Here is a 26,729-nt window from a genome sequence, read left to right on the forward strand (position 1 = left end):
CTAATCACTTTTCCTTAGGGAGATCTCACCACCAATGTAGGTCTCCAAACCATTATCAGTTTCTAATACAACCCCGCCCTGCTGATCGATTCCTTTTACAACACCATGAACCTCTCTAGGCCCCATTAGTAGCTTGACTGGACGACCAATAAAGTTATCTAAACGATTCCACCGCTCAACAAACCCAGCCAGCCCAGTCATTTCATATTCTTCTAACGTGGTCTTCCAATGCTCTATTAAGTTGATCGCAAGCTGAGTTCGGTCAATCGCAATACCGTCACTGACTTGATTGAGTGTTGTCCAGGGCTGATCGATGTCTGGTTGCAAGTCTGGCATACCGATATTCAGTCCCATACCAATCACTAAATGTGCAGCACCACCGGCTTGACCAGACATTTCCACCAAAATACCAGCCAACTTTTTATCTTGAAAATAAATGTCGTTCGGCCACTTCAGCTTCACGCCATGAATGCCCATGCTTTCTATAGCTTCCACCGCGGCAATACCAACGACCAAACTTAAGCCCATCGCGGCGGCCATACCAGCATCTAGCCTCCAGTACATGGATAAGTAAAGGTTAGTTCCAAAAGGGGAAACCCATTGGCGCCCCCGCCTACCTCTGCCTTTAGCTTGGTACTCAGCAAGACACACCCGCCCTTTCTCCGACTCACAGACTCTTTCAAGCAAATACTGATTGGTCGAATCAATTACAGAAATCAGCTCAATTTGGCTACTAAGTTTCGCTTGGAGTTTAACCTCGTCTAATAACTGTAAAGGATGTGCGAGTTGATAGCCTCGCCCCTGAATGCGATAAATATCAACCCCCCAGTCATTTAGGCCTTTGATATGTTTAGCGATAGCTGCACGAGAAATTCCAAGCTCCTGACCGAGCGCTTCACCGGAATGAAAGTCGCCATCACTTAATGCCTTTAGAATATGCAGCTTTGCGGAGTGCTCCTTTCTCATTGTGCAGCCTCTATATCAGCGAGATTAGTTTCGCCTGTTCGATTCATAAATCGAACTTCATGTTCTAGCTCTATCTGGTATTTGTCCCACACGGTCTTCTTAACCAGAGAAGCAAGCTCAACCACATCATCAGCACTACAATTATTAACATTAGTGAGTACTAAAGCTTGTAGAGGGTTCACCTGAGCACCTTTAACCGATGCGCCTTTAAGTCCGCATTGATCAATTAACCAGCCTGCGGCAATCTTCATTCCGTTTTGTGTTGGGTAAGCCACCATATTGCTATGCTGCTGAATAAGGAGATCATAATGATCTTGACTGATCACTGGATTTTTGAAGAAACTACCCGCATTGCCGACTTTGGCTGGATCAGGCAGCTTTTCCATTCGTACCTGACAGACACGCTCAAAGATAGAAAGCGGACTCAACTCTTCTTCAGGAATACTCTGCAAAGGGCCATATTGATTAATCGCCTGCCATTGCTTCGGCAGCTTAAGACCAACCGCAGTGATAAAACACTTCTCATACAGCTCATGTTTAAAAATAGAATCACGATAACCAAACTGACACTCTTCGGCACTCATACGCTTAATCTCGAAACTGTCGAGATCTAGGATATCGACATATCCGCAGATATCCTGCAGCTCTAGACCATACGCCCCAATATTCTGGATCGGCGCCGAACCAGCGCAACCAGGGATGAGAGCCAGATTTTCAACCCCTCCCATGCCTAGCTCTACACACCACTTAACCAGATCCGGCCAATCCTCACCGCCGGCGATATGCAGTAAATAATGCTCATCTTCTTCGGTAATGGTTTTGCCCATTAAACGGTTGATTATCACCATGCCTTCATAGTGCTGAGTGAACAGCATATTACTGCCTTTACCTAAGAAGAGCTTAGGTATGTTTTGATAAGCTTTGTCTTGGAAGAGTTGTATAACGTCGTCAACAGATTCAACGATCGCTAAATACGCACAAGTTTGTTCTATACCAAATGTGTGAAAAGCCTTAAGGCTCGCGTGTTTCTTAATTTCCATAGTGGATTTGCAACGCCTGATGAGATTCTCTTAAACTGTAAGCATTCTACCTTAGTTATCTTTTAGCCGCAGTGACAATACCAGACTCATTAATCATAGAAGTGTTAAATCCCATCAAACTTCCTCTCATCAAGAGGTTGTACAAAACGCATTACCCTGCTGGCAAGGCCAAACGAGATGAGCTGATCATTACCGCCAGTGTGGAAAATTGCATTATTGCTCTCCTAAGAATGAAAACCGTAGAAAAGTCACGACTGCTCACGGGGATGTTAGTGATTCCAGAGTTCCGTGGAAGTGGCATAGGAGATGCACTGCTTTCTCATTGCAAAAACACAGTTTTCACTAGTGGTGACTACTGCTTCGCTTTTAGGCATTTAGAGAATTATTACGCTCGACATGGATTTGCTACCATTGATAGTTCTGCACTACCAAACTCATTAAAAATGGCTTATCTACGCTATGTAGACAGTGGTAAAGATCTCATTCCAATGCAATTCAGCAATTCTGACGCTCTAAAGAGCGGGGTTTTGTAGCCAGATAATTCATATCTTTGGTAAAATATCAGGTTCGCAATATTGCACTAAATTAAGGTACACACACCGATATGATTGTTAGTAGGAATCCATTCGAGCAGTTGCCAAGTCTTGCGGTAAAGCCAGAAGACTTCGAAGTTCTGCATGCTGCAGAAACTTTTAGAACACGTCTTCTTGAAGCAATTAGCAAAGCAACATCACGAATCTACCTAGTTGCTTTGTATCTGGAAGATGATGAAGCAGGGAGAGAAATTCTGACTGCTCTTTATGAAGCCAAGCAGCGCAACCCAGGACTCGACATTAACATCTGTGTAGACTGGCACCGTGCACAACGTGGCTTAATTGGTGCAGAGAGCTCTGAGGGCAATTCTGCTCTTTATAAGGCTTATGCAAAGAAATACCAGCACGCGATTCCTGTTTATGGAATTCCTGTCCGCGGGCGAGAAGTGTTTGGTGTTCTTCACCTTAAAGGTTTTATTATTGATGATACCGTCATCTATAGTGGAGCTAGCCTAAATAACGTATATCTGCAATATAATGGCCGATACCGTTTCGATCGATATCATGTTATTCAGCATAAACCACTTGCAGATAGTATGGTTAATTTTGTGCAGAGTGAGATGATTGCTCATCCCGCTGTAAATGATTTAGCAGATCGAGATAAGCCAGAGACTAAGGACATCAAAGCAGCCATTCGCCAGCTGCGCTCATCTTTATCAAGAGCTGATTATAACTTTCAAAGTGAATCGGCTTCAGAAGAAGAAGTGAAAGTGACCCCTCTCGTCGGTTTAGGAAAACGTCGCAATAGCTTAAACCAAAGAATTGTGCAGCTATTAGCAGCCGCTCAAAATGAAATCTTCATCTGTACTCCATACTTCAATTTCCCTAAAGCTCTAAACAGAGAAGTAAAACGTGCGTTAAAGCGCGGAGTGAAAGTAACTATTGTCGTTGGCGATAAAACCGCAAATGACTTTTACATTTCCCCAGAAGAAGAGTTTAAAACAATTGGCGGCCTGCCATACCTATATGAGCTCAATCTACGTCGCTTTGCAAAGTCGCACGAAGCTAGCATTGCCGCTCGAAAACTCTCAATCCACCTATGGAAGCACGATAACAATAGCTTCCACTTAAAAGGCATTTGGGTTGATAAGCGCTATATGTTACTAACAGGCAACAACCTAAACCCGAGAGCGTGGTCTTTGGATTTAGAGAACGGTCTTCTAGTTCAAGATAATTTTGCTAAGATGACGGAAAAGTTCGAGAACGAAGTGGCAAAAATATTAGAGCACACCCAGCTGATTTGTACTTATAAGCAACTTGAAAAAGTTGAAGACTATCCTGAAGCAGTGCAGAAACTTGTTCGCAAAATCACTCGTATAAAAGCAGATGGCGTACTAAAACGTATCCTATAAAAATCTTCAGCCCAACGTGAGTTGGGCTTTTTCTCTTCTGTCTATCCTCATAAATTTCTTCAGTAGAAGTCCTCGATAAATATGTTCTAGTCGAAACGCTCAACTAATAGTGAAACATCACTATTAACAATAGCCCTGATAATACAATTGCCACACTCCCTCAAGTAAAGATCTATCGACCCGCCTAGCGTGCTTCAATGAACCACTCAAATGCAGTATTTACGAACCTACAGAGAGTAAACCGAAGGCGTGTAATTCAACAGAGACTAATATTTCTTGAAGAAAGGCTTAAAGACTACGATCAAATCTTTGGTGGGGCCTTGTTACTTGTCTGAATAAAGATGCCTAGTCCAGAGTTGCTGGCAACCGGGACTCGTTCCCTGAAAGGGAAGTTGTTATGCTCTAAAACGACAAAACCCAGTCTTCGGACTGGGTTTCTAAATAAGTGGCGGAGCTGCTGGGCTTGCACTCAATTGGACTCGCACACGAGCGGGACTCGTTGGTCGTAGACCAAAATAATAGCGCAAACGAAAAAGCCCTAGCATTTCTGCTAGGGCTTTGTCTGAATAAGTGGCGGAGCGGACGGGACTCGAACCCGCGACCCCCGGCGTGACAGGCCGGTATTCTAACCAACTGAACTACCGCTCCGCACTGGTTAGACATTTAAGTCTAAATTTAAAGCCTGGCGATGTCCTACTCTCACATGGGGAAGCCCCACACTACCATCGGCGCTAATTCGTTTCACTTCTGAGTTCGGAATGGAAATCAGGTGGGTCCAAATCGCTATGGTCGCCAAGCAAATTCTTTAATTCGGAAAGCTGTTTTCAGTTCTTAACACATTCAATGTTCTTACATTGAGTCCATCAAAACCCCTTGGGTGTTGTATGGTTAAGCCTCACGGGCAATTAGTACAGGTTAGCTCAACGCCTCACAACGCTTACACACCCTGCCTATCAACGTTCTAGTCTCGAACAACCCTTTAGGATACTTAAAGTATCAGGGAAGACTCATCTCAGGGCTCGCTTCCCGCTTAGATGCTTTCAGCGGTTATCGATTCCGAACTTAGCTACCGGGCAATGCGTCTGGCGACACAACCCGAACACCAGAGGTTCGTCCACTCCGGTCCTCTCGTACTAGGAGCAGCCCCCTTCAATCTTCCAACGCCCACGGCAGATAGGGACCGAACTGTCTCACGACGTTCTAAACCCAGCTCGCGTACCACTTTAAATGGCGAACAGCCATACCCTTGGGACCGACTTCAGCCCCAGGATGTGATGAGCCGACATCGAGGTGCCAAACACCGCCGTCGATATGAACTCTTGGGCGGTATCAGCCTGTTATCCCCGGAGTACCTTTTATCCGTTGAGCGATGGCCCTTCCATTCAGAACCACCGGATCACTATGACCTGCTTTCGCACCTGCTCGAATTGTCATTCTCGCAGTCAAGCGGGCTTATGCCATTGCACTAACCTCACGATGTCCAACCGTGATTAGCCCACCTTCGTGCTCCTCCGTTACGCTTTGGGAGGAGACCGCCCCAGTCAAACTACCCACCAGGCACTGTCCGTAACCCTGATAAGGGGTCGACGTTAGAACATCAACACTACAAGGGTGGTATTTCAAGGACGGCTCCACCAACACTGGCGTGCTGGTTTCAAAGCCTCCCACCTATCCTACACATGTAGGGTCAATGTTCAGTGCCAAGCTGTAGTAAAGGTTCACGGGGTCTTTCCGTCTAGCCGCGGGTACACTGCATCTTCACAGCGATTTCAATTTCACTGAGTCTCGGGTGGAGACAGCGTGGCCATCATTACGCCATTCGTGCAGGTCGGAACTTACCCGACAAGGAATTTCGCTACCTTAGGACCGTTATAGTTACGGCCGCCGTTTACCGGGGCTTCGATCAAGAGCTTCGACCGAAGTCTAACCCCATCAATTAACCTTCCGGCACCGGGCAGGCGTCACACCGTATACGTCATCTTACGATTTTGCACAGTGCTGTGTTTTTAATAAACAGTTGCAGCCACCTGGTATCTGCGACTCTCAATAGCTCCATCCGCAAGGGACTTCACCGTCGAGAGCGTACCTTCTCCCGAAGTTACGGTACCATTTTGCCTAGTTCCTTCACCCGAGTTCTCTCAAGCGCCTTGGTATTCTCTACCCGACCACCTGTGTCGGTTTGGGGTACGATTCCTTACAATCTGAAGCTTAGAGGCTTTTCCTGGAAGCATGGCATCAATGACTTCACTACCGTAGTAGCTCGACGTCGTGTCTCAGCCTTAAGAAGAGCCGGATTTACCTAACTCTTCAGCCTACGCACTTGAACCTGGACAACCGTCGCCAGGCCCACCTAGCCTTCTCCGTCCCCCCATCGCAATTGTAAGAAGTACGGGAATATTAACCCGTTTCCCATCGACTACGCCTTTCGGCCTCGCCTTAGGGGTCGACTTACCCTGCCCCGATTAACGTTGGACAGGAACCCTTGGTCTTCCGGCGAGGAGGTTTTTCACCCCCTTTATCGTTACTCATGTCAGCATTCGCACTTCTGATACCTCCAGCATGCTTTACAACACACCTTCAACGGCTTACAGAACGCTCCCCTACCCAATGAAGTAAACTTCATTGCCGCAGCTTCGGTTTATAGCTTAGCCCCGTTACATCTTCCGCGCAGGCCGACTCGACTAGTGAGCTATTACGCTTTCTTTAAATGATGGCTGCTTCTAAGCCAACATCCTAGCTGTCTAAGCCTTCCCACATCGTTTCCCACTTAGCTATAATTTGGGACCTTAGCTGGCGGTCTGGGTTGTTTCCCTCTCCACGACGGACGTTAGCACCCGCCGTGTGTCTCCCGGATAGTACTTACTGGTATTCGGAGTTTGCAAAGGGTTGGTAAGTCGGGATGACCCCCTAGCCTTAACAGTGCTCTACCCCCAGTAGTATTCGTCCGAGGCGCTACCTAAATAGCTTTCGGGGAGAACCAGCTATCTCCAGGTTTGATTGGCCTTTCACCCCTAGCCACAAGTCATCCGCTAATTTTTCAACATTAGTCGGTTCGGTCCTCCAGTTGATGTTACTCAACCTTCAACCTGCCCATGGCTAGATCACCTGGTTTCGGGTCTATATCCAGAGACTGAACGCCCAGTTAAGACTCGGTTTCCCTACGGCTCCCCTAGATGGTTAACCTTGCCACTGAATATAAGTCGCTGACCCATTATACAAAAGGTACGCAGTCACACCACGAAGGTGCTCCTACTGCTTGTACGTACACGGTTTCAGGTTCTATTTCACTCCCCTCACAGGGGTTCTTTTCGCCTTTCCCTCACGGTACTGGTTCACTATCGGTCAGTCAGTAGTATTTAGCCTTGGAGGATGGTCCCCCCATATTCAGACAGGATATCACGTGTCCCGCCCTACTCGATTTCACTGAATGTGCGTTGTCAACTACGGGGCTATCACCCTGTATCGCCGGACTTTCCAGACCGTTCGTCTAACGCATATAAAGCTTAAGGGCTAGTCCAATTTCGCTCGCCGCTACTTTCGGAATCTCGGTTGATTTCTTTTCCTCGGGGTACTTAGATGTTTCAGTTCCCCCGGTTCGCCTCGCTGCGCTATGTATTCACGCAGCGATACTTACTTATGTAAGTGGGTTTCCCCATTCGGAAATCCCAGACTCAAATGGTTTTTACTACCTAATCTGGGCTTATCGCAAGTTAATACGTCCTTCATCGCCTCTGACTGCCAAGGCATCCACCGTGTACGCTTAGTCACTTAACCATACAACCCGAAGGAGTTTCGAGTTGATGAACAAGTCACCAAAGTTGTCTGCAATTTTTATACATGATGCAGACTCGATTTTGCCGGACTCAAATTCCAAGAACACTTGAATGTGTTGTATTGGTGTTTGTCATAAAGACAAACATTGAGAACTTTACAATCAACAATAAATTGTTGATTTGTCAGCTTTCCAAATTGTTAAAGAGCAGATTTCTAATGAAAACCATTTTTAAAAGATTCTTTGCAAGAACACTTAAAGATGGTGGAGCTATGCGGGATCGAACCGCAGACCTCCTGCGTGCAAGGCAGGCGCTCTCCCAGCTGAGCTATAGCCCCATCAAGGTGTCGATACTGCATACCAACTTCAAAGGAAATTGGTGGGTCTGAGTGGACTCGAACCACCGACCTCTCGCTTATCAGGCGAACGCTCTAACCACCTGAGCTACAGACCCAGTATCGTCTCTTTTACTTTATAAACCGTATCAATCTGTGTGGACACTCATCGTGAGTAATCATCGTATAAGGAGGTGATCCAGCGCCAGGTTCCCCTAGCGCTACCTTGTTACGACTTCACCCCAGTCATGAACCACAAAGTGGTAAGCGTCCTCCCGAAGGTTAAACTACCTACTTCTTTTGCAGCCCACTCCCATGGTGTGACGGGCGGTGTGTACAAGGCCCGGGAACGTATTCACCGTGGCATTCTGATCCACGATTACTAGCGATTCCGACTTCACGGAGTCGAGTTGCAGACTCCGATCCGGACTACGACGCACTTTTTGGGATTCGCTCACTCTCGCAAGTTGGCTGCCCTCTGTATGCGCCATTGTAGCACGTGTGTAGCCCTACTCGTAAGGGCCATGATGACTTGACGTCGTCCCCACCTTCCTCCGGTTTATCACCGGCAGTCTCCCTGGAGTTCCCGACATTACTCGCTGGCAAACAAGGATAAGGGTTGCGCTCGTTGCGGGACTTAACCCAACATTTCACAACACGAGCTGACGACAGCCATGCAGCACCTGTCTCAGAGTTCCCGAAGGCACCAATCCATCTCTGGAAAGTTCTCTGGATGTCAAGAGTAGGTAAGGTTCTTCGCGTTGCATCGAATTAAACCACATGCTCCACCGCTTGTGCGGGCCCCCGTCAATTCATTTGAGTTTTAATCTTGCGACCGTACTCCCCAGGCGGTCTACTTAACGCGTTAGCTCCGAAAGCCACGGCTCAAGGCCACAACCTCCAAGTAGACATCGTTTACGGCGTGGACTACCAGGGTATCTAATCCTGTTTGCTCCCCACGCTTTCGCATCTGAGTGTCAGTATCTGTCCAGGGGGCCGCCTTCGCCACCGGTATTCCTTCAGATCTCTACGCATTTCACCGCTACACCTGAAATTCTACCCCCCTCTACAGTACTCTAGTCTGCCAGTTTCAAATGCAATTCCGAGGTTGAGCCCCGGGCTTTCACATCTGACTTAACAAACCACCTGCATGCGCTTTACGCCCAGTAATTCCGATTAACGCTCGCACCCTCCGTATTACCGCGGCTGCTGGCACGGAGTTAGCCGGTGCTTCTTCTGTCGCTAACGTCAAATAATGCAGCTATTAACTACACTACCTTCCTCACGACTGAAAGTGCTTTACAACCCGAAGGCCTTCTTCACACACGCGGCATGGCTGCATCAGGCTTGCGCCCATTGTGCAATATTCCCCACTGCTGCCTCCCGTAGGAGTCTGGACCGTGTCTCAGTTCCAGTGTGGCTGATCATCCTCTCAGACCAGCTAGGGATCGTCGCCTTGGTGAGCCATTACCTCACCAACTAGCTAATCCCACCTAGGCATATCCTGACGCGAGAGGCCCGAAGGTCCCCCTCTTTGGCCCGTAGGCATTATGCGGTATTAGCCATCGTTTCCAATGGTTATCCCCCACATCAGGGCAATTTCCTAGGCATTACTCACCCGTCCGCCGCTCGACGCCGTTATCGTTCCCCGAAGGTTCAGATAACTCGTTTCCGCTCGACTTGCATGTGTTAGGCCTGCCGCCAGCGTTCAATCTGAGCCATGATCAAACTCTTCAATTTAAGATTTTGTCGGCTCAATGAATACTGAACATTACATAAGTAATGTTTGAATTGACTGTGCTGAATCTTTCGATTCAATGGTCACTTCGTTTCATTGAAACCTAATTTGAAACCGAAGTTTCTAATTGGATTATCATCAACGAGTGCCCACACAGATTGATAGGTCTATATTGTTAAAGAGCTTGGCTTTCAACACGTTAGTGTCTCAGCGAGGTGCGTATAATACGCTTCCCACTTTGAAAGTCAACATAAAACTCTAAAATAATTTAGAACTTTATGGTGACTTGCTTATTAAATAAGCAAGTGCGAAATAAAGCCTGGCGATGTCCTACTCTCACATGGGGAAGCCCCACACTACCATCGGCGCTAATTCGTTTCACTTCTGAGTTCGGAATGGAAGTCAGGTGGGTCCAAATCGCTATGGTCGCCAAGCAAATTCTTTAATTCGGAAAGCTGTTTTCAGTTCTTAACACATTCAATGTTCTTACATTGAGTCCATCAAAACCCCTTGGGTGTTGTATGGTTAAGCCTCACGGGCAATTAGTACAGGTTAGCTCAACGCCTCACAACGCTTACACACCCTGCCTATCAACGTTCTAGTCTCGAACAACCCTTTAGGATACTTAAAGTATCAGGGAAGACTCATCTCAGGGCTCGCTTCCCGCTTAGATGCTTTCAGCGGTTATCGATTCCGAACTTAGCTACCGGGCAATGCGTCTGGCGACACAACCCGAACACCAGAGGTTCGTCCACTCCGGTCCTCTCGTACTAGGAGCAGCCCCCTTCAATCTTCCAACGCCCACGGCAGATAGGGACCGAACTGTCTCACGACGTTCTAAACCCAGCTCGCGTACCACTTTAAATGGCGAACAGCCATACCCTTGGGACCGACTTCAGCCCCAGGATGTGATGAGCCGACATCGAGGTGCCAAACACCGCCGTCGATATGAACTCTTGGGCGGTATCAGCCTGTTATCCCCGGAGTACCTTTTATCCGTTGAGCGATGGCCCTTCCATTCAGAACCACCGGATCACTATGACCTGCTTTCGCACCTGCTCGAATTGTCATTCTCGCAGTCAAGCGGGCTTATGCCATTGCACTAACCTCACGATGTCCAACCGTGATTAGCCCACCTTCGTGCTCCTCCGTTACGCTTTGGGAGGAGACCGCCCCAGTCAAACTACCCACCAGGCACTGTCCGTAACCCCGATAAGGGGTCGACGTTAGAACATCAACACTACAAGGGTGGTATTTCAAGGACGGCTCCACCAACACTGGCGTGCTGGTTTCAAAGCCTCCCACCTATCCTACACATGTAGGGTCAATGTTCAGTGCCAAGCTGTAGTAAAGGTTCACGGGGTCTTTCCGTCTAGCCGCGGGTACACTGCATCTTCACAGCGATTTCAATTTCACTGAGTCTCGGGTGGAGACAGCGTGGCCATCATTACGCCATTCGTGCAGGTCGGAACTTACCCGACAAGGAATTTCGCTACCTTAGGACCGTTATAGTTACGGCCGCCGTTTACCGGGGCTTCGATCAAGAGCTTCGACCGAAGTCTAACCCCATCAATTAACCTTCCGGCACCGGGCAGGCGTCACACCGTATACGTCATCTTACGATTTTGCACAGTGCTGTGTTTTTAATAAACAGTTGCAGCCACCTGGTATCTGCGACTCTCAATAGCTCCATCCGCAAGGGACTTCACCGTCGAGAGCGTACCTTCTCCCGAAGTTACGGTACCATTTTGCCTAGTTCCTTCACCCGAGTTCTCTCAAGCGCCTTGGTATTCTCTACCCGACCACCTGTGTCGGTTTGGGGTACGATTCCTTACAATCTGAAGCTTAGAGGCTTTTCCTGGAAGCATGGCATCAATGACTTCACTACCGTAGTAGCTCGACGTCGTGTCTCAGCCTTAAGAAGAGCCGGATTTACCTAACTCCTCAGCCTACGCACTTGAACCTGGACAACCGTCGCCAGGCCCACCTAGCCTTCTCCGTCCCCCCATCGCAATTGTAAGAAGTACGGGAATATTAACCCGTTTCCCATCGACTACGCCTTTCGGCCTCGCCTTAGGGGTCGACTTACCCTGCCCCGATTAACGTTGGACAGGAACCCTTGGTCTTCCGGCGAGGAGGTTTTTCACCCCCTTTATCGTTACTCATGTCAGCATTCGCACTTCTGATACCTCCAGCAGCTTTACAACTCACCTTCAACGGCTTACAGAACGCTCCCCTACCCAATGAAGTAAACTTCATTGCCGCAGCTTCGGTTTATAGCTTAGCCCCGTTACATCTTCCGCGCAGGCCGACTCGACTAGTGAGCTATTACGCTTTCTTTAAATGATGGCTGCTTCTAAGCCAACATCCTAGCTGTCTAAGCCTTCCCACATCGTTTCCCACTTAGCTATAATTTGGGACCTTAGCTGGCGGTCTGGGTTGTTTCCCTCTCCACGACGGACGTTAGCACCCGCCGTGTGTCTCCCGGATAGTACTTACTGGTATTCGGAGTTTGCAAAGGGTTGGTAAGTCGGGATGACCCCCTAGCCTTAACAGTGCTCTACCCCCAGTAGTATTCGTCCGAGGCGCTACCTAAATAGCTTTCGGGGAGAACCAGCTATCTCCAGGTTTGATTGGCCTTTCACCCCTAGCCACAAGTCATCCGCTAATTTTTCAACATTAGTCGGTTCGGTCCTCCAGTTGATGTTACTCAACCTTCAACCTGCCCATGGCTAGATCACCTGGTTTCGGGTCTATATCCAGAGACTGAACGCCCAGTTAAGACTCGGTTTCCCTACGGCTCCCCTAGATGGTTAACCTTGCCACTGAATATAAGTCGCTGACCCATTATACAAAAGGTACGCAGTCACACCACGAAGGTGCTCCTACTGCTTGTACGTACACGGTTTCAGGTTCTATTTCACTCCCCTCACAGGGGTTCTTTTCGCCTTTCCCTCACGGTACTGGTTCACTATCGGTCAGTCAGTAGTATTTAGCCTTGGAGGATGGTCCCCCCATATTCAGACAGGATATCACGTGTCCCGCCCTACTCGATTTCACTGAATGTGCGTTGTCAACTACGGGGCTATCACCCTGTATCGCCGGACTTTCCAGACCGTTCGTCTAACGCATATAAAGCTTAAGGGCTAGTCCAATTTCGCTCGCCGCTACTTTCGGAATCTCGGTTGATTTCTTTTCCTCGGGGTACTTAGATGTTTCAGTTCCCCCGGTTCGCCTCTGCTGCTATGTATTCACGCAGCGATACTTACTTATGTAAGTGGGTTTCCCCATTCGGAAATCCCAGACTCAAATGGTTTTTACTACCTAATCTGGGCTTATCGCAAGTTAATACGTCCTTCATCGCCTCTGACTGCCAAGGCATCCACCGTGTACGCTTAGTCACTTAACCATACAACCCGAAGGAGTTTCGAGTTGATGAACAAGTCACCAAAGTTGTCTGCAATTTTTATACATGATGCAGACTCGATTTTGCCGGACTCAAATTCCAAGAACACTTGAATGTGTTGTATTGGTGTTTGTCTTAAAGACAAACATTGAGAACTTTACAATCAACAATAAATTGTTGATTTGTCAGCTTTCCAAATTGTTAAAGAGCTATGTTTCTTCACAAGGAAGTACATTTTCTAAAGACTTTCAGAGTCGATGATTCTAACCACATCCGTTTTATTGAAGTGGTTTGGAATTGTCATCCAAAAATACTTAGAGAATGGTGGGCGATACCGGGCTCGAACCAGTGACCCCCTGCTTGTAAGGCAGGTGCTCTCCCAACTGAGCTAATCGCCCACATAAGTTTTAATTCTTCGTGGAGAAGAATGGTGGGTCGTGCAGGATTCGAACCTGCGACCAATTGATTAAAAGTCAACTGCTCTACCAACTGAGCTAACGACCCAATGGTATCCCGTAGGGGAGTCGAACCCCTGTTACCGCCGTGAAAGGGCGGTGTCCTAGGCCTCTAGACGAACGGGACACTGGATTGAAGATATTGGGATATCTTCGTCTCTTTTACTTATAAACCGTATCAATCTGTGTGGACACTCATCGTGAGTAATCATCGTATAAGGAGGTGATCCAGCGCCAGGTTCCCCTAGCGCTACCTTGTTACGACTTCACCCCAGTCATGAACCACAAAGTGGTAAGCGTCCTCCCGAAGGTTAAACTACCTACTTCTTTTGCAGCCCACTCCCATGGTGTGACGGGCGGTGTGTACAAGGCCCGGGAACGTATTCACCGTGGCATTCTGATCCACGATTACTAGCGATTCCGACTTCACGGAGTCGAGTTGCAGACTCCGATCCGGACTACGACGCACTTTTTGGGATTCGCTCACTCTCGCAAGTTGGCTGCCCTCTGTATGCGCCATTGTAGCACGTGTGTAGCCCTACTCGTAAGGGCCATGATGACTTGACGTCGTCCCCACCTTCCTCCGGTTTATCACCGGCAGTCTCCCTGGAGTTCCCGACATTACTCGCTGGCAAACAAGGATAAGGGTTGCGCTCGTTGCGGGACTTAACCCAACATTTCACAACACGAGCTGACGACAGCCATGCAGCACCTGTCTCAGAGTTCCCGAAGGCACCAATCCATCTCTGGAAAGTTCTCTGGATGTCAAGAGTAGGTAAGGTTCTTCGCGTTGCATCGAATTAAACCACATGCTCCACCGCTTGTGCGGGCCCCCGTCAATTCATTTGAGTTTTAATCTTGCGACCGTACTCCCCAGGCGGTCTACTTAACGCGTTAGCTCCGAAAGCCACGGCTCAAGGCCACAACCTCCAAGTAGACATCGTTTACGGCGTGGACTACCAGGGTATCTAATCCTGTTTGCTCCCCACGCTTTCGCATCTGAGTGTCAGTATCTGTCCAGGGGGCCGCCTTCGCCACCGGTATTCCTTCAGATCTCTACGCATTTCACCGCTACACCTGAAATTCTACCCCCCTCTACAGTACTCTAGTCTGCCAGTTTCAAATGCAATTCCGAGGTTGAGCCCCGGGCTTTCACATCTGACTTAACAAACCACCTGCATGCGCTTTACGCCCAGTAATTCCGATTAACGCTCGCACCCTCCGTATTACCGCGGCTGCTGGCACGGAGTTAGCCGGTGCTTCTTCTGTCGCTAACGTCAAATAATGCAGCTATTAACTACACTACCTTCCTCACGACTGAAAGTGCTTTACAACCCGAAGGCCTTCTTCACACACGCGGCATGGCTGCATCAGGCTTGCGCCCATTGTGCAATATTCCCCACTGCTGCCTCCCGTAGGAGTCTGGACCGTGTCTCAGTTCCAGTGTGGCTGATCATCCTCTCAGACCAGCTAGGGATCGTCGCCTTGGTGAGCCATTACCTCACCAACTAGCTAATCCCACCTAGGCATATCCTGACGCGAGAGGCCCGAAGGTCCCCCTCTTTGGCCCGTAGGCATTATGCGGTATTAGCCATCGTTTCCAATGGTTATCCCCCACATCAGGGCAATTTCCTAGGCATTACTCACCCGTCCGCCGCTCGACGCCGTTATCGTCCCCCGAAGGTTCAGATAACTCGTTTCCGCTCGACTTGCATGTGTTAGGCCTGCCGCCAGCGTTCAATCTGAGCCATGATCAAACTCTTCAATTTAAGATTTTGTCGGCTCAATGAATACTGAACATTACATAAGTAATGTTTGAATTGACTGTGCTGAATCTTTCGATTCAATGGTCACTTCGTATCATTGAAACCTAATTTGAAACCGAAGTTTCTAATTGGATTATCATCAACGAGTGCCCACACAGATTGATAGGTCTATATTGTTAAAGAGCTTGGCTTTCAACACGTTAGTGTCTCAGCGAGGTGCGTATAATACGCTTCCCACTTTGAAAGTCAACATAAAACTCTAAAATAATTTAGAACTTTATGGTGACTTGCTTATTAAATAAGCAAGTGCGAAATAAAGCCTGGCGATGTCCTACTCTCACATGGGGAAGCCTCACACTACCATCGGCGCTAATTCGTTTCACTTCTGAGTTCGGAATGGAAATCAGGTGGGTCCAAATCGCTATGGTCGCCAAGCAAATTCTTTAATTCGGAAAGCTGTTTTCAGTTCTTAACACATTCAATGTTCTTACATTGAGTCCATCAAAACCCCTTGGGTGTTGTATGGTTAAGCCTCACGGGCAATTAGTACAGGTTAGCTCAACGCCTCACAACGCTTACACACCCTGCCTATCAACGTTCTAGTCTCGAACAACCCTTTAGGATACTTAAAGTATCAGGGAAGACTCATCTCAGGGCTCGCTTCCCGCTTAGATGCTTTCAGCGGTTATCGATTCCGAACTTAGCTACCGGGCAATGCGTCTGGCGACACAACCCGAACACCAGAGGTTCGTCCACTCCGGTCCTCTCGTACTAGGAGCAGCCCCCTTCAATCTTCCAACGCCCACGGCAGATAGGGACCGAACTGTCTCACGACGTTCTAAACCCAGCTCGCGTACCACTTTAAATGGCGAACAGCCATACCCTTGGGACCGACTTCAGCCCCAGGATGTGATGAGCCGACATCGAGGTGCCAAACACCGCCGTCGATATGAACTCTTGGGCGGTATCAGCCTGTTATCCCCGGAGTACCTTTTATCCGTTGAGCGATGGCCCTTCCATTCAGAACCACCGGATCACTATGACCTGCTTTCGCACCTGCTCGAATTGTCATTCTCGCAGTCAAGCGGGCTTATGCCATTGCACTAACCTCACGATGTCCAACCGTGATTAGCCCACCTTCGTGCTCCTCCGTTACGCTTTGGGAGGAGACCGCCCCAGTCAAACTACCCACCAGGCACTGTCCGTAACCCCGATAAGGGGTCGACGTTAGAACATCAACACTACAAGGGTGGTATTTCAAGGACGGCTCCACCAACACTGGCGTGCTGGTTTCAAAGCCTCCCACCTATCCTACACATGTAGGGTCAATGTTCAGTGCCAAGCTGTAGTAAAGGTTCACGGGGTCTTTCCGTCTAGCCGCGGGTACACTGCATCTTCACAGCGATTTCAATTTCACTGAGTCTCGGGTGGAGACAGCGTGGCCATCATTACGCCATTCGTGCAGGTCGGAACTTACCCGACAAGGAATTTCGCTACCTTAGGACCGTTATAGTTACGGCCGCCGTTTACCGGGGCTTCGATCAAGAGCTTCGACCGAAGTCTAACCCCATCAATTAACCTTCCGGCACCGGGCAGGCGTCACACCGTATACGTCATCTTACGATTTTGCACAGTGCTGTGTTTTTAATAAACAGTTGCAGCCACCTGGTATCTGCGACTCTCAATAGCTCCATCCGCAAGGGACTTCACCGTCGAGAGCGTACCTTCTCCCGAAGTTACGGTACCATTTTGCCTAGTTCCTTCACCCGAGTTCTCTCAAGCGCCTTGGTATTCTCTACCCGACCACCTGTGTCGGTTTGGGGTACGATTCCTTACAATCTGAAGCTTAGAGGCTTTTCCTGGAAGCATGGCATCAATGACTTCACTACCGTAGTAGCTCGACGTCGTGTCTCAGCCTTAAGAAGAGCCGGATTTACCTAACTCTTCAGCCTACGCACTTGAACCTGGACAACCGTCGCCAGGCCCACCTAGCCTTCTCCGTCCCCCCATCGCAATTGTAAGAAGTACGGGAATATTAACCCGTTTCCCATCGACTACGCCTTTCGGCCTCGCCTTAGGGGTCGACTTACCCTGCCCCGATTAACGTTGGACAGGAACCCTTGGTCTTCCGGCGAGGAGGTTTTTCACCCCCTTTATCGTTACTCATGTCAGCATTCGCACTTCTGATACCTCCAGCAGCTTTACAACTCACCTTCAACGGCTTACAGAACGCTCCCCTACCCAATGAAGTAAACTTCATTGCCGCAGCTTCGGTTTATAGCTTAGCCCCGTTACATCTTCCGCGCAGGCCGACTCGACTAGTGAGCTATTACGCTTTCTTTAAATGATGGCTGCTTCTAAGCCAACATCCTAGCTGTCTAAGCCTTCCCACATCGTTTCCCACTTAGCTATAATTTGGGACCTTAGCTGGCGGTCTGGGTTGTTTCCCTCTCCACGACGGACGTTAGCACCCGCCGTGTGTCTCCCGGATAGTACTTACTGGTATTCGGAGTTTGCAAAGGGTTGGTAAGTCGGGATGACCCCCTAGCCTTAACAGTGCTCTACCCCCAGTAGTATTCGTCCGAGGCGCTACCTAAATAGCTTTCGGGGAGAACCAGCTATCTCCAGGTTTGATTGGCCTTTCACCCCTAGCCACAAGTCATCCGCTAATTTTTCAACATTAGTCGGTTCGGTCCTCCAGTTGATGTTACTCAACCTTCAACCTGCCCATGGCTAGATCACCTGGTTTCGGGTCTATATCCAGAGACTGAACGCCCAGTTAAGACTCGGTTTCCCTACGGCTCCCCTAGATGGTTAACCTTGCCACTGAATATAAGTCGCTGACCCATTATACAAAAGGTACGCAGTCACACCACGAAGGTGCTCCTACTGCTTGTACGTACACGGTTTCAGGTTCTATTTCACTCCCCTCACAGGGGTTCTTTTCGCCTTTCCCTCACGGTACTGGTTCACTATCGGTCAGTCAGTAGTATTTAGCCTTGGAGGATGGTCCCCCCATATTCAGACAGGATATCACGTGTCCCGCCCTACTCGATTTCACTGAATGTGCGTTGTCAACTACGGGGCTATCACCCTGTATCGCCGGACTTTCCAGACCGTTCGTCTAACGCATATAAAGCTTAAGGGCTAGTCCAATTTCGCTCGCCGCTACTTTCGGAATCTCGGTTGATTTCTTTTCCTCGGGGTACTTAGATGTTTCAGTTCCCCCGGTTCGCCTCCTGTTGCTATGTATTCACAACAGGATACTTGCTTATGCAAGTGGGTTTCCCCATTCGGAAATCCCAGACTCAAATGGTTTTTACTACCTAATCTGGGCTTATCGCAAGTTAATACGTCCTTCATCGCCTCTGACTGCCAAGGCATCCACCGTGTACGCTTAGTCACTTAACCATACAACCCGAAGGAGTTTCGAGTTGATGAACAAGTCACCAAAGTTGTCTGCAATTTTTATACATGATGCAGACTCGATTTTGCCGGACTCAAATTCCAAGAACACTTGAATGTGTTGTATTGGTGTTTGTCTTAAAGACAAACATTGAGAACTTTACAATCAACAATAAATTGTTGATTTGTCAGCTTTCCAAATTGTTAAAGAGCTATGTTAGCTACAAGCTTTCGCTTGTGAACTATCAATCTGTGTGGACACTCATCGTGAGTAATCATCGTATAAGGAGGTGATCCAGCGCCAGGTTCCCCTAGCGCTACCTTGTTACGACTTCACCCCAGTCATGAACCACAAAGTGGTAAGCGTCCTCCCGAAGGTTAAACTACCTACTTCTTTTGCAGCCCACTCCCATGGTGTGACGGGCGGTGTGTACAAGGCCCGGGAACGTATTCACCGTGGCATTCTGATCCACGATTACTAGCGATTCCGACTTCACGGAGTCGAGTTGCAGACTCCGATCCGGACTACGACGCACTTTTTGGGATTCGCTCACTCTCGCAAGTTGGCTGCCCTCTGTATGCGCCATTGTAGCACGTGTGTAGCCCTACTCGTAAGGGCCATGATGACTTGACGTCGTCCCCACCTTCCTCCGGTTTATCACCGGCAGTCTCCCTGGAGTTCCCGACATTACTCGCTGGCAAACAAGGATAAGGGTTGCGCTCGTTGCGGGACTTAACCCAACATTTCACAACACGAGCTGACGACAGCCATGCAGCACCTGTCTCAGAGTTCCCGAAGGCACCAATCCATCTCTGGAAAGTTCTCTGGATGTCAAGAGTAGGTAAGGTTCTTCGCGTTGCATCGAATTAAACCACATGCTCCACCGCTTGTGCGGGCCCCCGTCAATTCATTTGAGTTTTAATCTTGCGACCGTACTCCCCAGGCGGTCTACTTAACGCGTTAGCTCCGAAAGCCACGGCTCAAGGCCACAACCTCCAAGTAGACATCGTTTACGGCGTGGACTACCAGGGTATCTAATCCTGTTTGCTCCCCACGCTTTCGCATCTGAGTGTCAGTATCTGTCCAGGGGGCCGCCTTCGCCACCGGTATTCCTTCAGATCTCTACGCATTTCACCGCTACACCTGAAATTCTACCCCCCTCTACAGTACTCTAGTCTGCCAGTTTCAAATGCAATTCCGAGGTTGAGCCCCGGGCTTTCACATCTGACTTAACAAACCACCTGCATGCGCTTTACGCCCAGTAATTCCGATTAACGCTCGCACCCTCCGTATTACCGCGGCTGCTGGCACGGAGTTAGCCGGTGCTTCTTCTGTCGCTAACGTCAAATAATGCAGCTATTAACTACACTACCTTCCTCACGACTGAAAGTGCTTTACAACCCGAAGGCCTTCTTCACACACGCGGCATGGCTGCATCAGGCTTGCGCCCATTGTGCAATATTCCCCACTGCTGCCTCCCGTAGGAGTCTGGACCGTGTCTCAGTTCCAGTGTGGCTGATCATCCTCTCAGACCAGCTAGGGATCGTCGCCTTGGTGAGCCATTACCTCACCAACTAGCTAATCCCACCTAGGCATATCCTGACGCGAGAGGCCCGAAGGTCCCCCTCTTTGGCCCGTAGGCATTATGCGGTATTAGCCATCGTTTCCAATGGTTATCCCCCACATCAGGGCAATTTCCTAGGCATTACTCACCCGTCCGCCGCTCGACGCCGTTATCGTTCCCCGAAGGTTCAGATAACTCGTTTCCGCTCGACTTGCATGTGTTAGGCCTGCCGCCAGCGTTCAATCTGAGCCATGATCAAACTCTTCAATTTAAGATTTTGTCGGCTCAATGAATACTGAACATTACATAAGTAATGTTTGAATTGACTGTGCTGAGTCTTTCGACTCAATGGTCACTTCGTTTCATTGAAACCTAATTTGAAACCGCTTTCCGTTAAGAAAGAAATATCTAATTGGATTATCATCAACGAGTGCCCACACAGATTGATAGGTTCTTATTTTTAAAGAGCTTTTTCTAACTAACTTGCCGCATCAGCGCCTCGTCGTTAGGGGTGCGTATCTTACGCTTCCCATTCTGAGAGTCAAGAGTTTTTTAAATTCTATTTTCTCTCTTCCCGACTCGTTGTGTGACTTTCGTCTCACTCCGTGTCGGTGGATGCGCAGTATAAGGAATCCAGAAATGAGTGCAACCCTTTTTTGAAAAAAACATTTCAAGCGCTTATTAATCCATCAATAACGCGGTATCTGCATATTTCTTCGTCACATTTGAGACATATCACAGCAATTGGTTGGAAAAACACCAACCATATACGTAAGATCCGTGTGTCTATTTTGTTAATAGGCAGCTTATCTATTTATCATCTATATGTAGTAATCAAAATGACGTCTAAAAAAAATCTGATCTTATGTATTGGGTTGGCGGTTCTTGGAGGAGTTATCTTCTCTCAAGTGCCTGTGTCACCAGCCTTGAGCTTTGTTATCGGTGTTGTCGCTACTGCTTTTCTGTTTTCACTTTCTAGCAAGGCACCTGTTATTCAATCTTCGGATTCCGATCCTTCGACTAAAACACTGTATGTCGGCAACCTTCCCTATAAGGCAAATGAGAGTCACGTTCGTGATTTGTTTGCTGAGTATGGGCAGGTCTATGCAGTGCGCTTAATGAAAGATAAGCGCACAGGTAAAAGAAGAGGGTTTGGTTTTGTAGTGATGGCCGCAGCAGATGCAAAACCTGCTATCGCAAAACTTAATGAGAAGGAATATATGGAGCGTACGCTTAAAGTACGTATTGCTAACGATCCTAAACACCCGGATGGCGGTAAACCTGAACAGGATTAAATCCTAGGTTTGCCAAACATACATTCAGTGCATCTTCTTGCCAAGGAGGTGCACTGGCATATATCTTCTTACTCCCCTCATCTTTGCTCTCTTCCTTTGTGTCACTCGATATTAACGCTTTCACTCGTCGGGCAATGGCTTCACCAGAATCAACTAACGTTACTTCACCACCCAATGCTTGATGTATTTCGTCTTTAATTAGAGGGAAGTGGGTACAGCCTAGTACTGCAACATCGACTTTATTACGTAGTGGGAGAAGAATACTCTCCAGCTCTGAAAGAGAAATACTTTCACCACGCAGCTTTTCTTCTGCCATATCTACTAAGCGAGTCGAGCCTAATAACTCGACAGGTTTGCCTTGGGCAAAGTCGCGGATAAGTTCATGGGTATATTGACGAGTTACGGTCGCAGGCGTAGCAATAAGTCCTACACCTTGAGAAGCGAGTAACGAGGCAGGCTTAATCGCAGGCACCACACCGACAACCGGAATAGATAGATTCGCACGCAATGATGGCAGCACTATGGTGCTTGCGGTATTGCAGGCGATGACGACGATGTCAGCTTGATGCTCTTCGACCAACGCAGCCACCAGCTTATTAACGCGAGTAATCAACACATCTTGATCGAGCTCGCCATACGGATAGGCTTCGTTATCGAACAGATACAAGTAATCCATGTGTGGTAGGAGTCGGTGGATTTCTTGGAAGACCGATAGCCCTCCGACACCGGAATCAAACACTAGGACTTTTTTCTTACTTGATGCTCGCACGAGTCTTACCTGCAAATTAGAGACTCGGCGATCATACTGGTTAGATTTGTTTTGGCAATGCTTTGGCTTGGTATCTTTGATGGCTGAATCGCTCCCCTATTTCCACTTCAAGCTTAGTCAGTTCTATATGTCCTTGAAATGACGGCGTTGATGTCACCAATGTATGGAATTCACCATCTTCTCCGCAGGGATCAATATGACCGGGCAATGACTCAATCAGCGTTTTGTCATACCAACGCCCACACCACTCGGGCGGCAACACGTTTCCATCGGTGGTAATTAACATGGTTTGAATACCACGCTCGACAATTTCAAATGCCAATGCCTTGCTCTCTTCCCCCAGTAATGGGAATACACACTCCCAACCGGCAGGTTCAATATAGCTGCGACGATAGTCTGCAATGCCATTACAGAACATATCGCCAAACGCGACCGCTTCTACATTCAGTCCGCTGCTTTGTAATGCATTAACGATAGTTGATTGATAAATGTCGTTACTCGGAAACACTTCAGGCAGTTCGATAGTTATGAGCGGAAGGCCAAGTAAGTCGGCCTGCATTTGCACAACCTCTAAAGGCGTTGCTTGAAAAGGCACTTCTTTCTCAACATAAGTGGTGTATAGCCCTACGACCTGATAATGCGGATTTTCGTTTAATCGCTCCAACGTTAGCGTAGAGTCCTTACCACTCGACCAACTGATCACAACCCGTTTTGCTTTTGTCATTAACTTTCCTCGTTGCCTATTTCCACCAGCTTCTTTATTCACAATAAGAAAGACCGCCGATGTGGCGGTCTTGTTGGATTCGATTAGAAGCGGTAGTTCGCCGAGACAAAGTACTGACGCCCTGGTGTCGCGTAGCCCACATACATCTCGTAATCTTTATCAAAGGCGTTGCTTAGCTTCGCATTAATGTCCCAGTTTTGGTTCACCGTATAAGACGCAGTGAAGTTCCATAGGCTGTAACTCGGCAGTCTTGTGTTGCCATTAAAGCGTTCACCTTGGTAAAGGTACTGTGAACCCAACGTCCATTGGTCAAACGTCGCGTAAGCGTTCCACTTAGCACCACGCTTAGAGCGGTATGCTAGTTGGGTATCTTCTGCACCAGACTTATCGACAGGGTCTTTGTAATCTAAGTAGAACTCGTGAGAAACGATATCTGTATCGAATTTCACCTCTAACTCCACACCTTTAATTTCGGCTTCACCAACGTTTTGCATGCCCGCACCTTCCCAGATCAGCATGTTTTCAATTTGGTTGTAGTAACCCGTTACCGTCCAATCAACAATCGATACAGCACCCGATAACGATAGCTCGGTATTTTCTGACTCTTCCGGTTTCAGGTTTGGCATTTCGTAGCCTGGGTAATACAAATCAACAAAGCTCGGGGCGCGGAAGGCGGTACCGTGACTCATCGTCAATTCATAACCTTGGTAAAACTTCCAACCCGCTGCGGTTTGCCACGTGGTGTTATTACCAAACTGGTTGTTGTCGTCATTACGTACACTCGCTTCTAACGTCCAGACGTCATACGCGTATTGAGCAATGGCGCTAACACCAAAGTTGGTTCTTGGGTTCTTTTCTGGATCGTAGTCTTTAGCTGGTCCCCAGTCACTTGGTGCAATATAGCCCTTGGCTAGCTTCTCAGTACGGTAGTCCAAACCACCACCAACGCTCAACTCTTCGTTAATGCTGTACGAGTTCAGCCAAATTGCGTTGAACTGTTCAATAGCAACATGATCGCCGGTTGATTTGCTTTGACCTGATTTATGGTCATAGTTGTCTTGCTGACCATAAGCCAGTTTCAATTCAGATGAGTAGACGTCTCTGTTATATTCCAACGACAGGTCTGCGCCAACATACTCAACTTCACCGGTTTTCTTTTCGTGCTTATCAACCGTTCCCCATGCAGGGTTACCATAGCTACTGTTATCGTAGTCGTACTCATTGTTATAAGCACTCAACCCAACGTAACCAGATAAGTTATTAGAGAAGTTTTGTTGGTAGCCTAGTTTAAGGTTGAGCGTTTCAAAACCGTGCTCATCACCGTCGTTCACACCCGGCAAAGGTTTAACATTAAAACCATCGGTTTTTTCGTAACCTAGCACGCCCTTAAAGTGTTTACCTTCGCCTACAGGCTTAGAGACAACAAACGTGCCTTTCTTGTGATTATCCGATCCATAGCCGACCGATACACGGCTCGCGTCATTATCAATGTCTGCACGAGTAATAATGTTGATTACGCCAGAGATCGCTTCTGAACCATAGATAGAGGCACGTGCACCACGAATGTAGTCGATACGTTCGATAGAGTTGATTGGAAATTGGTTAAAGTCGATACCACCCATGATAGCGCGTGGCATACGTACACCATCTACTAAAACCAGAACTTGGGATGAACTACCACCTCGAACGTAGATAGATGCAGATTGACCACGTCCACCGTATTGAGCAACTTCAACACTCGGTAGTGTGCGGAACACATCAAATAGGCTATTTGCTTGAAGACGTTGAATGTCTTCTTTGGTTACCGTAACAGTTTGTGCGAGAACCGCACCATCAATTTGCTGGAATCGGTTTGCGGTAACCACAACCGTTTCGTCTGCGGAGGCTTGTTGGGCCTGTGAATAAAAAGTAGGTGAAAGCAGCGATGCACACGTGATCGCAAGAAGAGTTTTTCTCATTGTATTGTCCTAAATCGCGTAATTCCTACCGAGCCCTACTCTTATTGAGCAGTCCAGTGCTGTGGCTCAGTTGCTGGCAGGTATTCGGACTTAAGAGCGAGGTTGTTCTACCTACTTGCTCGACTTCCCACATAAACTAATGCAGTGTCTCAATGAGCGTTCGTTCTCTTTTACCGCTGCGCGTCAGTTCTGGATTTCCACCAGATTCCCATTTCAGCCATCTAGATTGCTAGATAGCACCAGCTTGGGGCAAATACTATTAAGCTATTGATTATTTGTCCAGCCAATATTACCCCTGACAATTGTAACGATTCGGTTCATTTGAGTTTCAACTGACACAGAACACACTATCTTTAGATCAATTCGGGTACAAAACTGGACATCCTATTAAGATTGAATAAAATCTGCGCTCTTAAATTGAATGCACCATAAAAGGTAAGATCATGGCTACTCTTGATGTAAACCCACAACGCTACCAAGAACAACTGGCTGAAAAAGTCGAACGTCTGACCGATATGTTCGCGCCATACAACGTGCCAGAACTGGAAGTGTTTGAATCACCAGAGCAGCACTACCGCATGCGTGCTGAGTTCCGCGTTTGGCATGAAGGTGAAGACCTTTACTACATCATGTTCAACCAAGAAACTCGTGAAAAATACCGCGTTGACCAGTTTCCAGCAGCCAGCCGCCTGATCAACGACTTGATGCCACTTTTAGTGGATGCGACGAAAGACAACGAATCATTACGTCGCAAATTGTTCCAAGTGGACTTCCTGTCTACCCTAAGTGGTGAGATTCTGGTTTCACTGCTTTACCATCGTCAACTTGATGAGGAATGGATTGAAAACGCAAAAGCACTAAAACAACGCTTAAATGATGAGGGTTTCAACCTAAACATCATTGGCCGTGCACGTAAGATGAAGATTGTCTTAGACCGTGATTACGTGATCGAAAAGCTAGATGTGAATGGTCAAAGCTACATCTACCAACAAGTTGAAAACAGCTTCACCCAACCAAACGGTAAAGTGGCAGAGAAGATGCTGGAATGGGCGGTCGACTGTACTCAAGAAAGCACGGGTGATCTACTAGAACTTTACTGTGGTAACGGTAACTTCTCTCTAGCGCTAGCACAAAACTTTGACCGCGTATTAGCAACTGAGCTAGCGAAGCCATCTGTAGTTTCTGCGCAATACAACATCGCAGCGAACGAGATTGATAACGTACAAATCCTACGTCTGTCAGCGGAAGAGTTTACTCAGGCAATCGAAGGTAAGCGTGAATTCCGTCGTCTACAAGATGCAGGTGTGGATCTGAAGAGTTACAACTGCAACACGATTTTTGTTGATCCTCCACGCTCAGGTATGGACGTTGACACTTGTAAGATGGTGCAAGGTTACGATCGCATTATGTACATCTCTTGTAACCCTGAAACATTAAAAGAGAACTTGGACATTCTATGTGAAACACACAACGTGACGCGTTTTGCTCTGTTTGACCAGTTCCCTTACACCCACCACATGGAAGCTGGCGTACTATTGGAACGCAAAGCGTAATCCACCAGCGTCAGGCATAAAAAAAGGTTCATCGCGG

General features: G+C 47.9%; 9 protein-coding genes, 6 tRNA genes, 9 rRNA genes and 1 riboswitch. Of the genes, 4 read left to right on the forward strand and 20 right to left on the reverse strand.

The genetic code is table 11. The annotated features are described in order from the left end of the window. Complete coding sequence (birA, locus tag J4N37_RS15280; protein WP_252041324.1) at positions 1-966, reverse strand: bifunctional biotin--[acetyl-CoA-carboxylase] ligase/biotin operon repressor BirA; 966 nt, start codon at positions 964-966, stop codon at positions 1-3. Continuing rightward, a complete protein-coding gene (gene murB, locus J4N37_RS15285; protein WP_252041326.1) occupies positions 963-2,006 on the reverse strand; it encodes a UDP-N-acetylmuramate dehydrogenase in 1,044 nt (347 codons plus the stop codon). Before murB ends, birA begins: the two co-directional genes overlap by 4 nt. Before the next feature lie 101 nt (positions 2,007-2,107). On the opposite strand from murB, the gene J4N37_RS15290 reads away from it, so the two are divergent. Then, on the forward strand, positions 2,108-2,539 hold the full coding sequence (locus J4N37_RS15290; protein ID WP_071236653.1) for a GNAT family N-acetyltransferase: 432 nt from the start codon (positions 2,108-2,110) through the stop codon (positions 2,537-2,539). 71 nt (positions 2,540-2,610) lie between these two features. Further along, a complete protein-coding gene (pssA, locus tag J4N37_RS15295; RefSeq protein ID WP_010444438.1) occupies positions 2,611-3,951 on the forward strand; it encodes a CDP-diacylglycerol--serine O-phosphatidyltransferase in 1,341 nt (446 codons plus the stop codon). A 571-nt stretch (positions 3,952-4,522) separates the two neighbouring features. On the opposite strand, the gene J4N37_RS15300 is transcribed toward pssA, so the two are convergent. The 15 genes from J4N37_RS15300 to J4N37_RS15370 form a co-directional block, all read right to left on the reverse strand. Then, positions 4,523-4,599, reverse strand: a tRNA-Asp gene (locus tag J4N37_RS15300). Positions 4,600-4,631: 32 nt separating this feature from the next. Beyond that, positions 4,632-4,748 (reverse strand): 5S ribosomal RNA (rrf, locus tag J4N37_RS15305). A gap of 87 nt (positions 4,749-4,835) precedes the next feature. After that, positions 4,836-7,725 (reverse strand): 23S ribosomal RNA (locus tag J4N37_RS15310). Between the two features lie 260 nt (positions 7,726-7,985). After that, positions 7,986-8,061, reverse strand: a tRNA-Ala gene (locus J4N37_RS15315). A gap of 39 nt (positions 8,062-8,100) precedes the next feature. After that, positions 8,101-8,177, reverse strand: a tRNA-Ile gene (locus J4N37_RS15320). 68 nt (positions 8,178-8,245) lie between these two features. After that, positions 8,246-9,798 (reverse strand): 16S ribosomal RNA (locus tag J4N37_RS15325). A 315-nt stretch (positions 9,799-10,113) separates the two neighbouring features. Continuing rightward, positions 10,114-10,230, reverse strand: a 5S ribosomal RNA gene (rrf, locus tag J4N37_RS15330). A gap of 87 nt (positions 10,231-10,317) precedes the next feature. Beyond that, a 23S ribosomal RNA gene (locus tag J4N37_RS15335) occupies positions 10,318-13,205 on the reverse strand. Positions 13,206-13,524: 319 nt separating this feature from the next. Beyond that, a tRNA-Val gene (locus tag J4N37_RS15340) sits at positions 13,525-13,600 on the reverse strand. A 30-nt stretch (positions 13,601-13,630) separates the two neighbouring features. Beyond that, positions 13,631-13,706: transfer RNA gene (locus tag J4N37_RS15345), tRNA-Lys, on the reverse strand. 2 nt (positions 13,707-13,708) lie between these two features. Further along, a tRNA-Glu gene (locus J4N37_RS15350) sits at positions 13,709-13,784 on the reverse strand. Positions 13,785-13,873: 89 nt separating this feature from the next. Continuing rightward, positions 13,874-15,426 (reverse strand): 16S ribosomal RNA (locus tag J4N37_RS15355). Between the two features lie 315 nt (positions 15,427-15,741). Further along, a 5S ribosomal RNA gene (gene rrf / locus J4N37_RS15360) occupies positions 15,742-15,858 on the reverse strand. A gap of 87 nt (positions 15,859-15,945) precedes the next feature. After that, a 23S ribosomal RNA gene (locus J4N37_RS15365) occupies positions 15,946-18,834 on the reverse strand. A gap of 277 nt (positions 18,835-19,111) precedes the next feature. After that, a 16S ribosomal RNA gene (locus J4N37_RS15370) occupies positions 19,112-20,664 on the reverse strand. The 16S, 23S and 5S rRNA genes sit together here with 6 tRNA genes alongside, the layout of an rRNA operon. Positions 20,665-21,232: 568 nt before the next feature. Here J4N37_RS15370 and J4N37_RS15375 point away from each other — a divergent pair. Continuing rightward, entirely contained in the window at positions 21,233-21,688 is a 456-nt protein-coding gene (locus J4N37_RS15375; RefSeq protein ID WP_010444441.1) for an RNA-binding protein, read from the forward strand. On the opposite strand, the gene murI is transcribed toward J4N37_RS15375, so the two are convergent. From murI to J4N37_RS15390, 3 genes are all read right to left on the reverse strand, one after another. Next, the gene (murI, locus tag J4N37_RS15380) at positions 21,651-22,457 is read right to left on the reverse strand and encodes a glutamate racemase (RefSeq protein ID WP_045393385.1); all 807 of its coding nucleotides are present in this window, start codon (positions 22,455-22,457) and stop codon (positions 21,651-21,653) included. The two genes, J4N37_RS15375 and murI, sit on opposite strands and share 38 nt — an antisense overlap. A gap of 40 nt (positions 22,458-22,497) precedes the next feature. Further along, positions 22,498-23,181, reverse strand: coding sequence for a Dph6-related ATP pyrophosphatase (locus J4N37_RS15385; protein WP_045393382.1), 684 nt, complete (start codon positions 23,179-23,181; stop codon positions 22,498-22,500). 83 nt (positions 23,182-23,264) lie between these two features. Then, positions 23,265-25,139: a TonB-dependent receptor domain-containing protein gene (locus J4N37_RS15390; RefSeq protein WP_045393379.1), complete on the reverse strand. Its 1,875-nt coding sequence runs from the start codon at positions 25,137-25,139 to the stop codon at positions 23,265-23,267. A 58-nt stretch (positions 25,140-25,197) separates the two neighbouring features. After that, positions 25,198-25,398: riboswitch (cobalamin riboswitch) on the reverse strand. A gap of 184 nt (positions 25,399-25,582) precedes the next feature. Here J4N37_RS15390 and trmA point away from each other — a divergent pair. Beyond that, entirely contained in the window at positions 25,583-26,692 is a 1,110-nt protein-coding gene (gene trmA / locus J4N37_RS15395; protein ID WP_045393376.1) for a tRNA (uridine(54)-C5)-methyltransferase TrmA, read from the forward strand. The last annotated feature ends 37 nt before the right edge of the window (positions 26,693-26,729 follow it).

Origin of the sequence: Vibrio sp. SCSIO 43153, from assembly GCF_023716625.1 — a bacterium.
Lineage (GTDB): Bacteria > Pseudomonadota > Gammaproteobacteria > Enterobacterales > Vibrionaceae > Vibrio > Vibrio rotiferianus.

What these genes read in the sequence shown, in the direction of transcription:
- birA (WP_252041324.1), bottom strand. Translation starts at nt 966, where the DNA reads ATGAGAAAGGAGCACTCCGCAAAGCTGCATATTCTAAAGGCATTAAGT.
- J4N37_RS15375 (WP_010444441.1), top strand. Translation starts at nt 21,233, where the DNA reads ATGACGTCTAAAAAAAATCTGATCTTATGTATTGGGTTGGCGGTTCTT.
- murB (WP_252041326.1), bottom strand. Translation starts at nt 2,006, where the DNA reads ATGGAAATTAAGAAACACGCGAGCCTTAAGGCTTTTCACACATTTGGT.
- J4N37_RS15390 (WP_045393379.1), bottom strand. Translation starts at nt 25,139, where the DNA reads ATGAGAAAAACTCTTCTTGCGATCACGTGTGCATCGCTGCTTTCACCT.
- trmA (WP_045393376.1), top strand. Translation starts at nt 25,583, where the DNA reads ATGGCTACTCTTGATGTAAACCCACAACGCTACCAAGAACAACTGGCT.
- J4N37_RS15385 (WP_045393382.1), bottom strand. Translation starts at nt 23,181, where the DNA reads ATGACAAAAGCAAAACGGGTTGTGATCAGTTGGTCGAGTGGTAAGGAC.
- pssA (WP_010444438.1), top strand. Translation starts at nt 2,611, where the DNA reads ATGATTGTTAGTAGGAATCCATTCGAGCAGTTGCCAAGTCTTGCGGTA.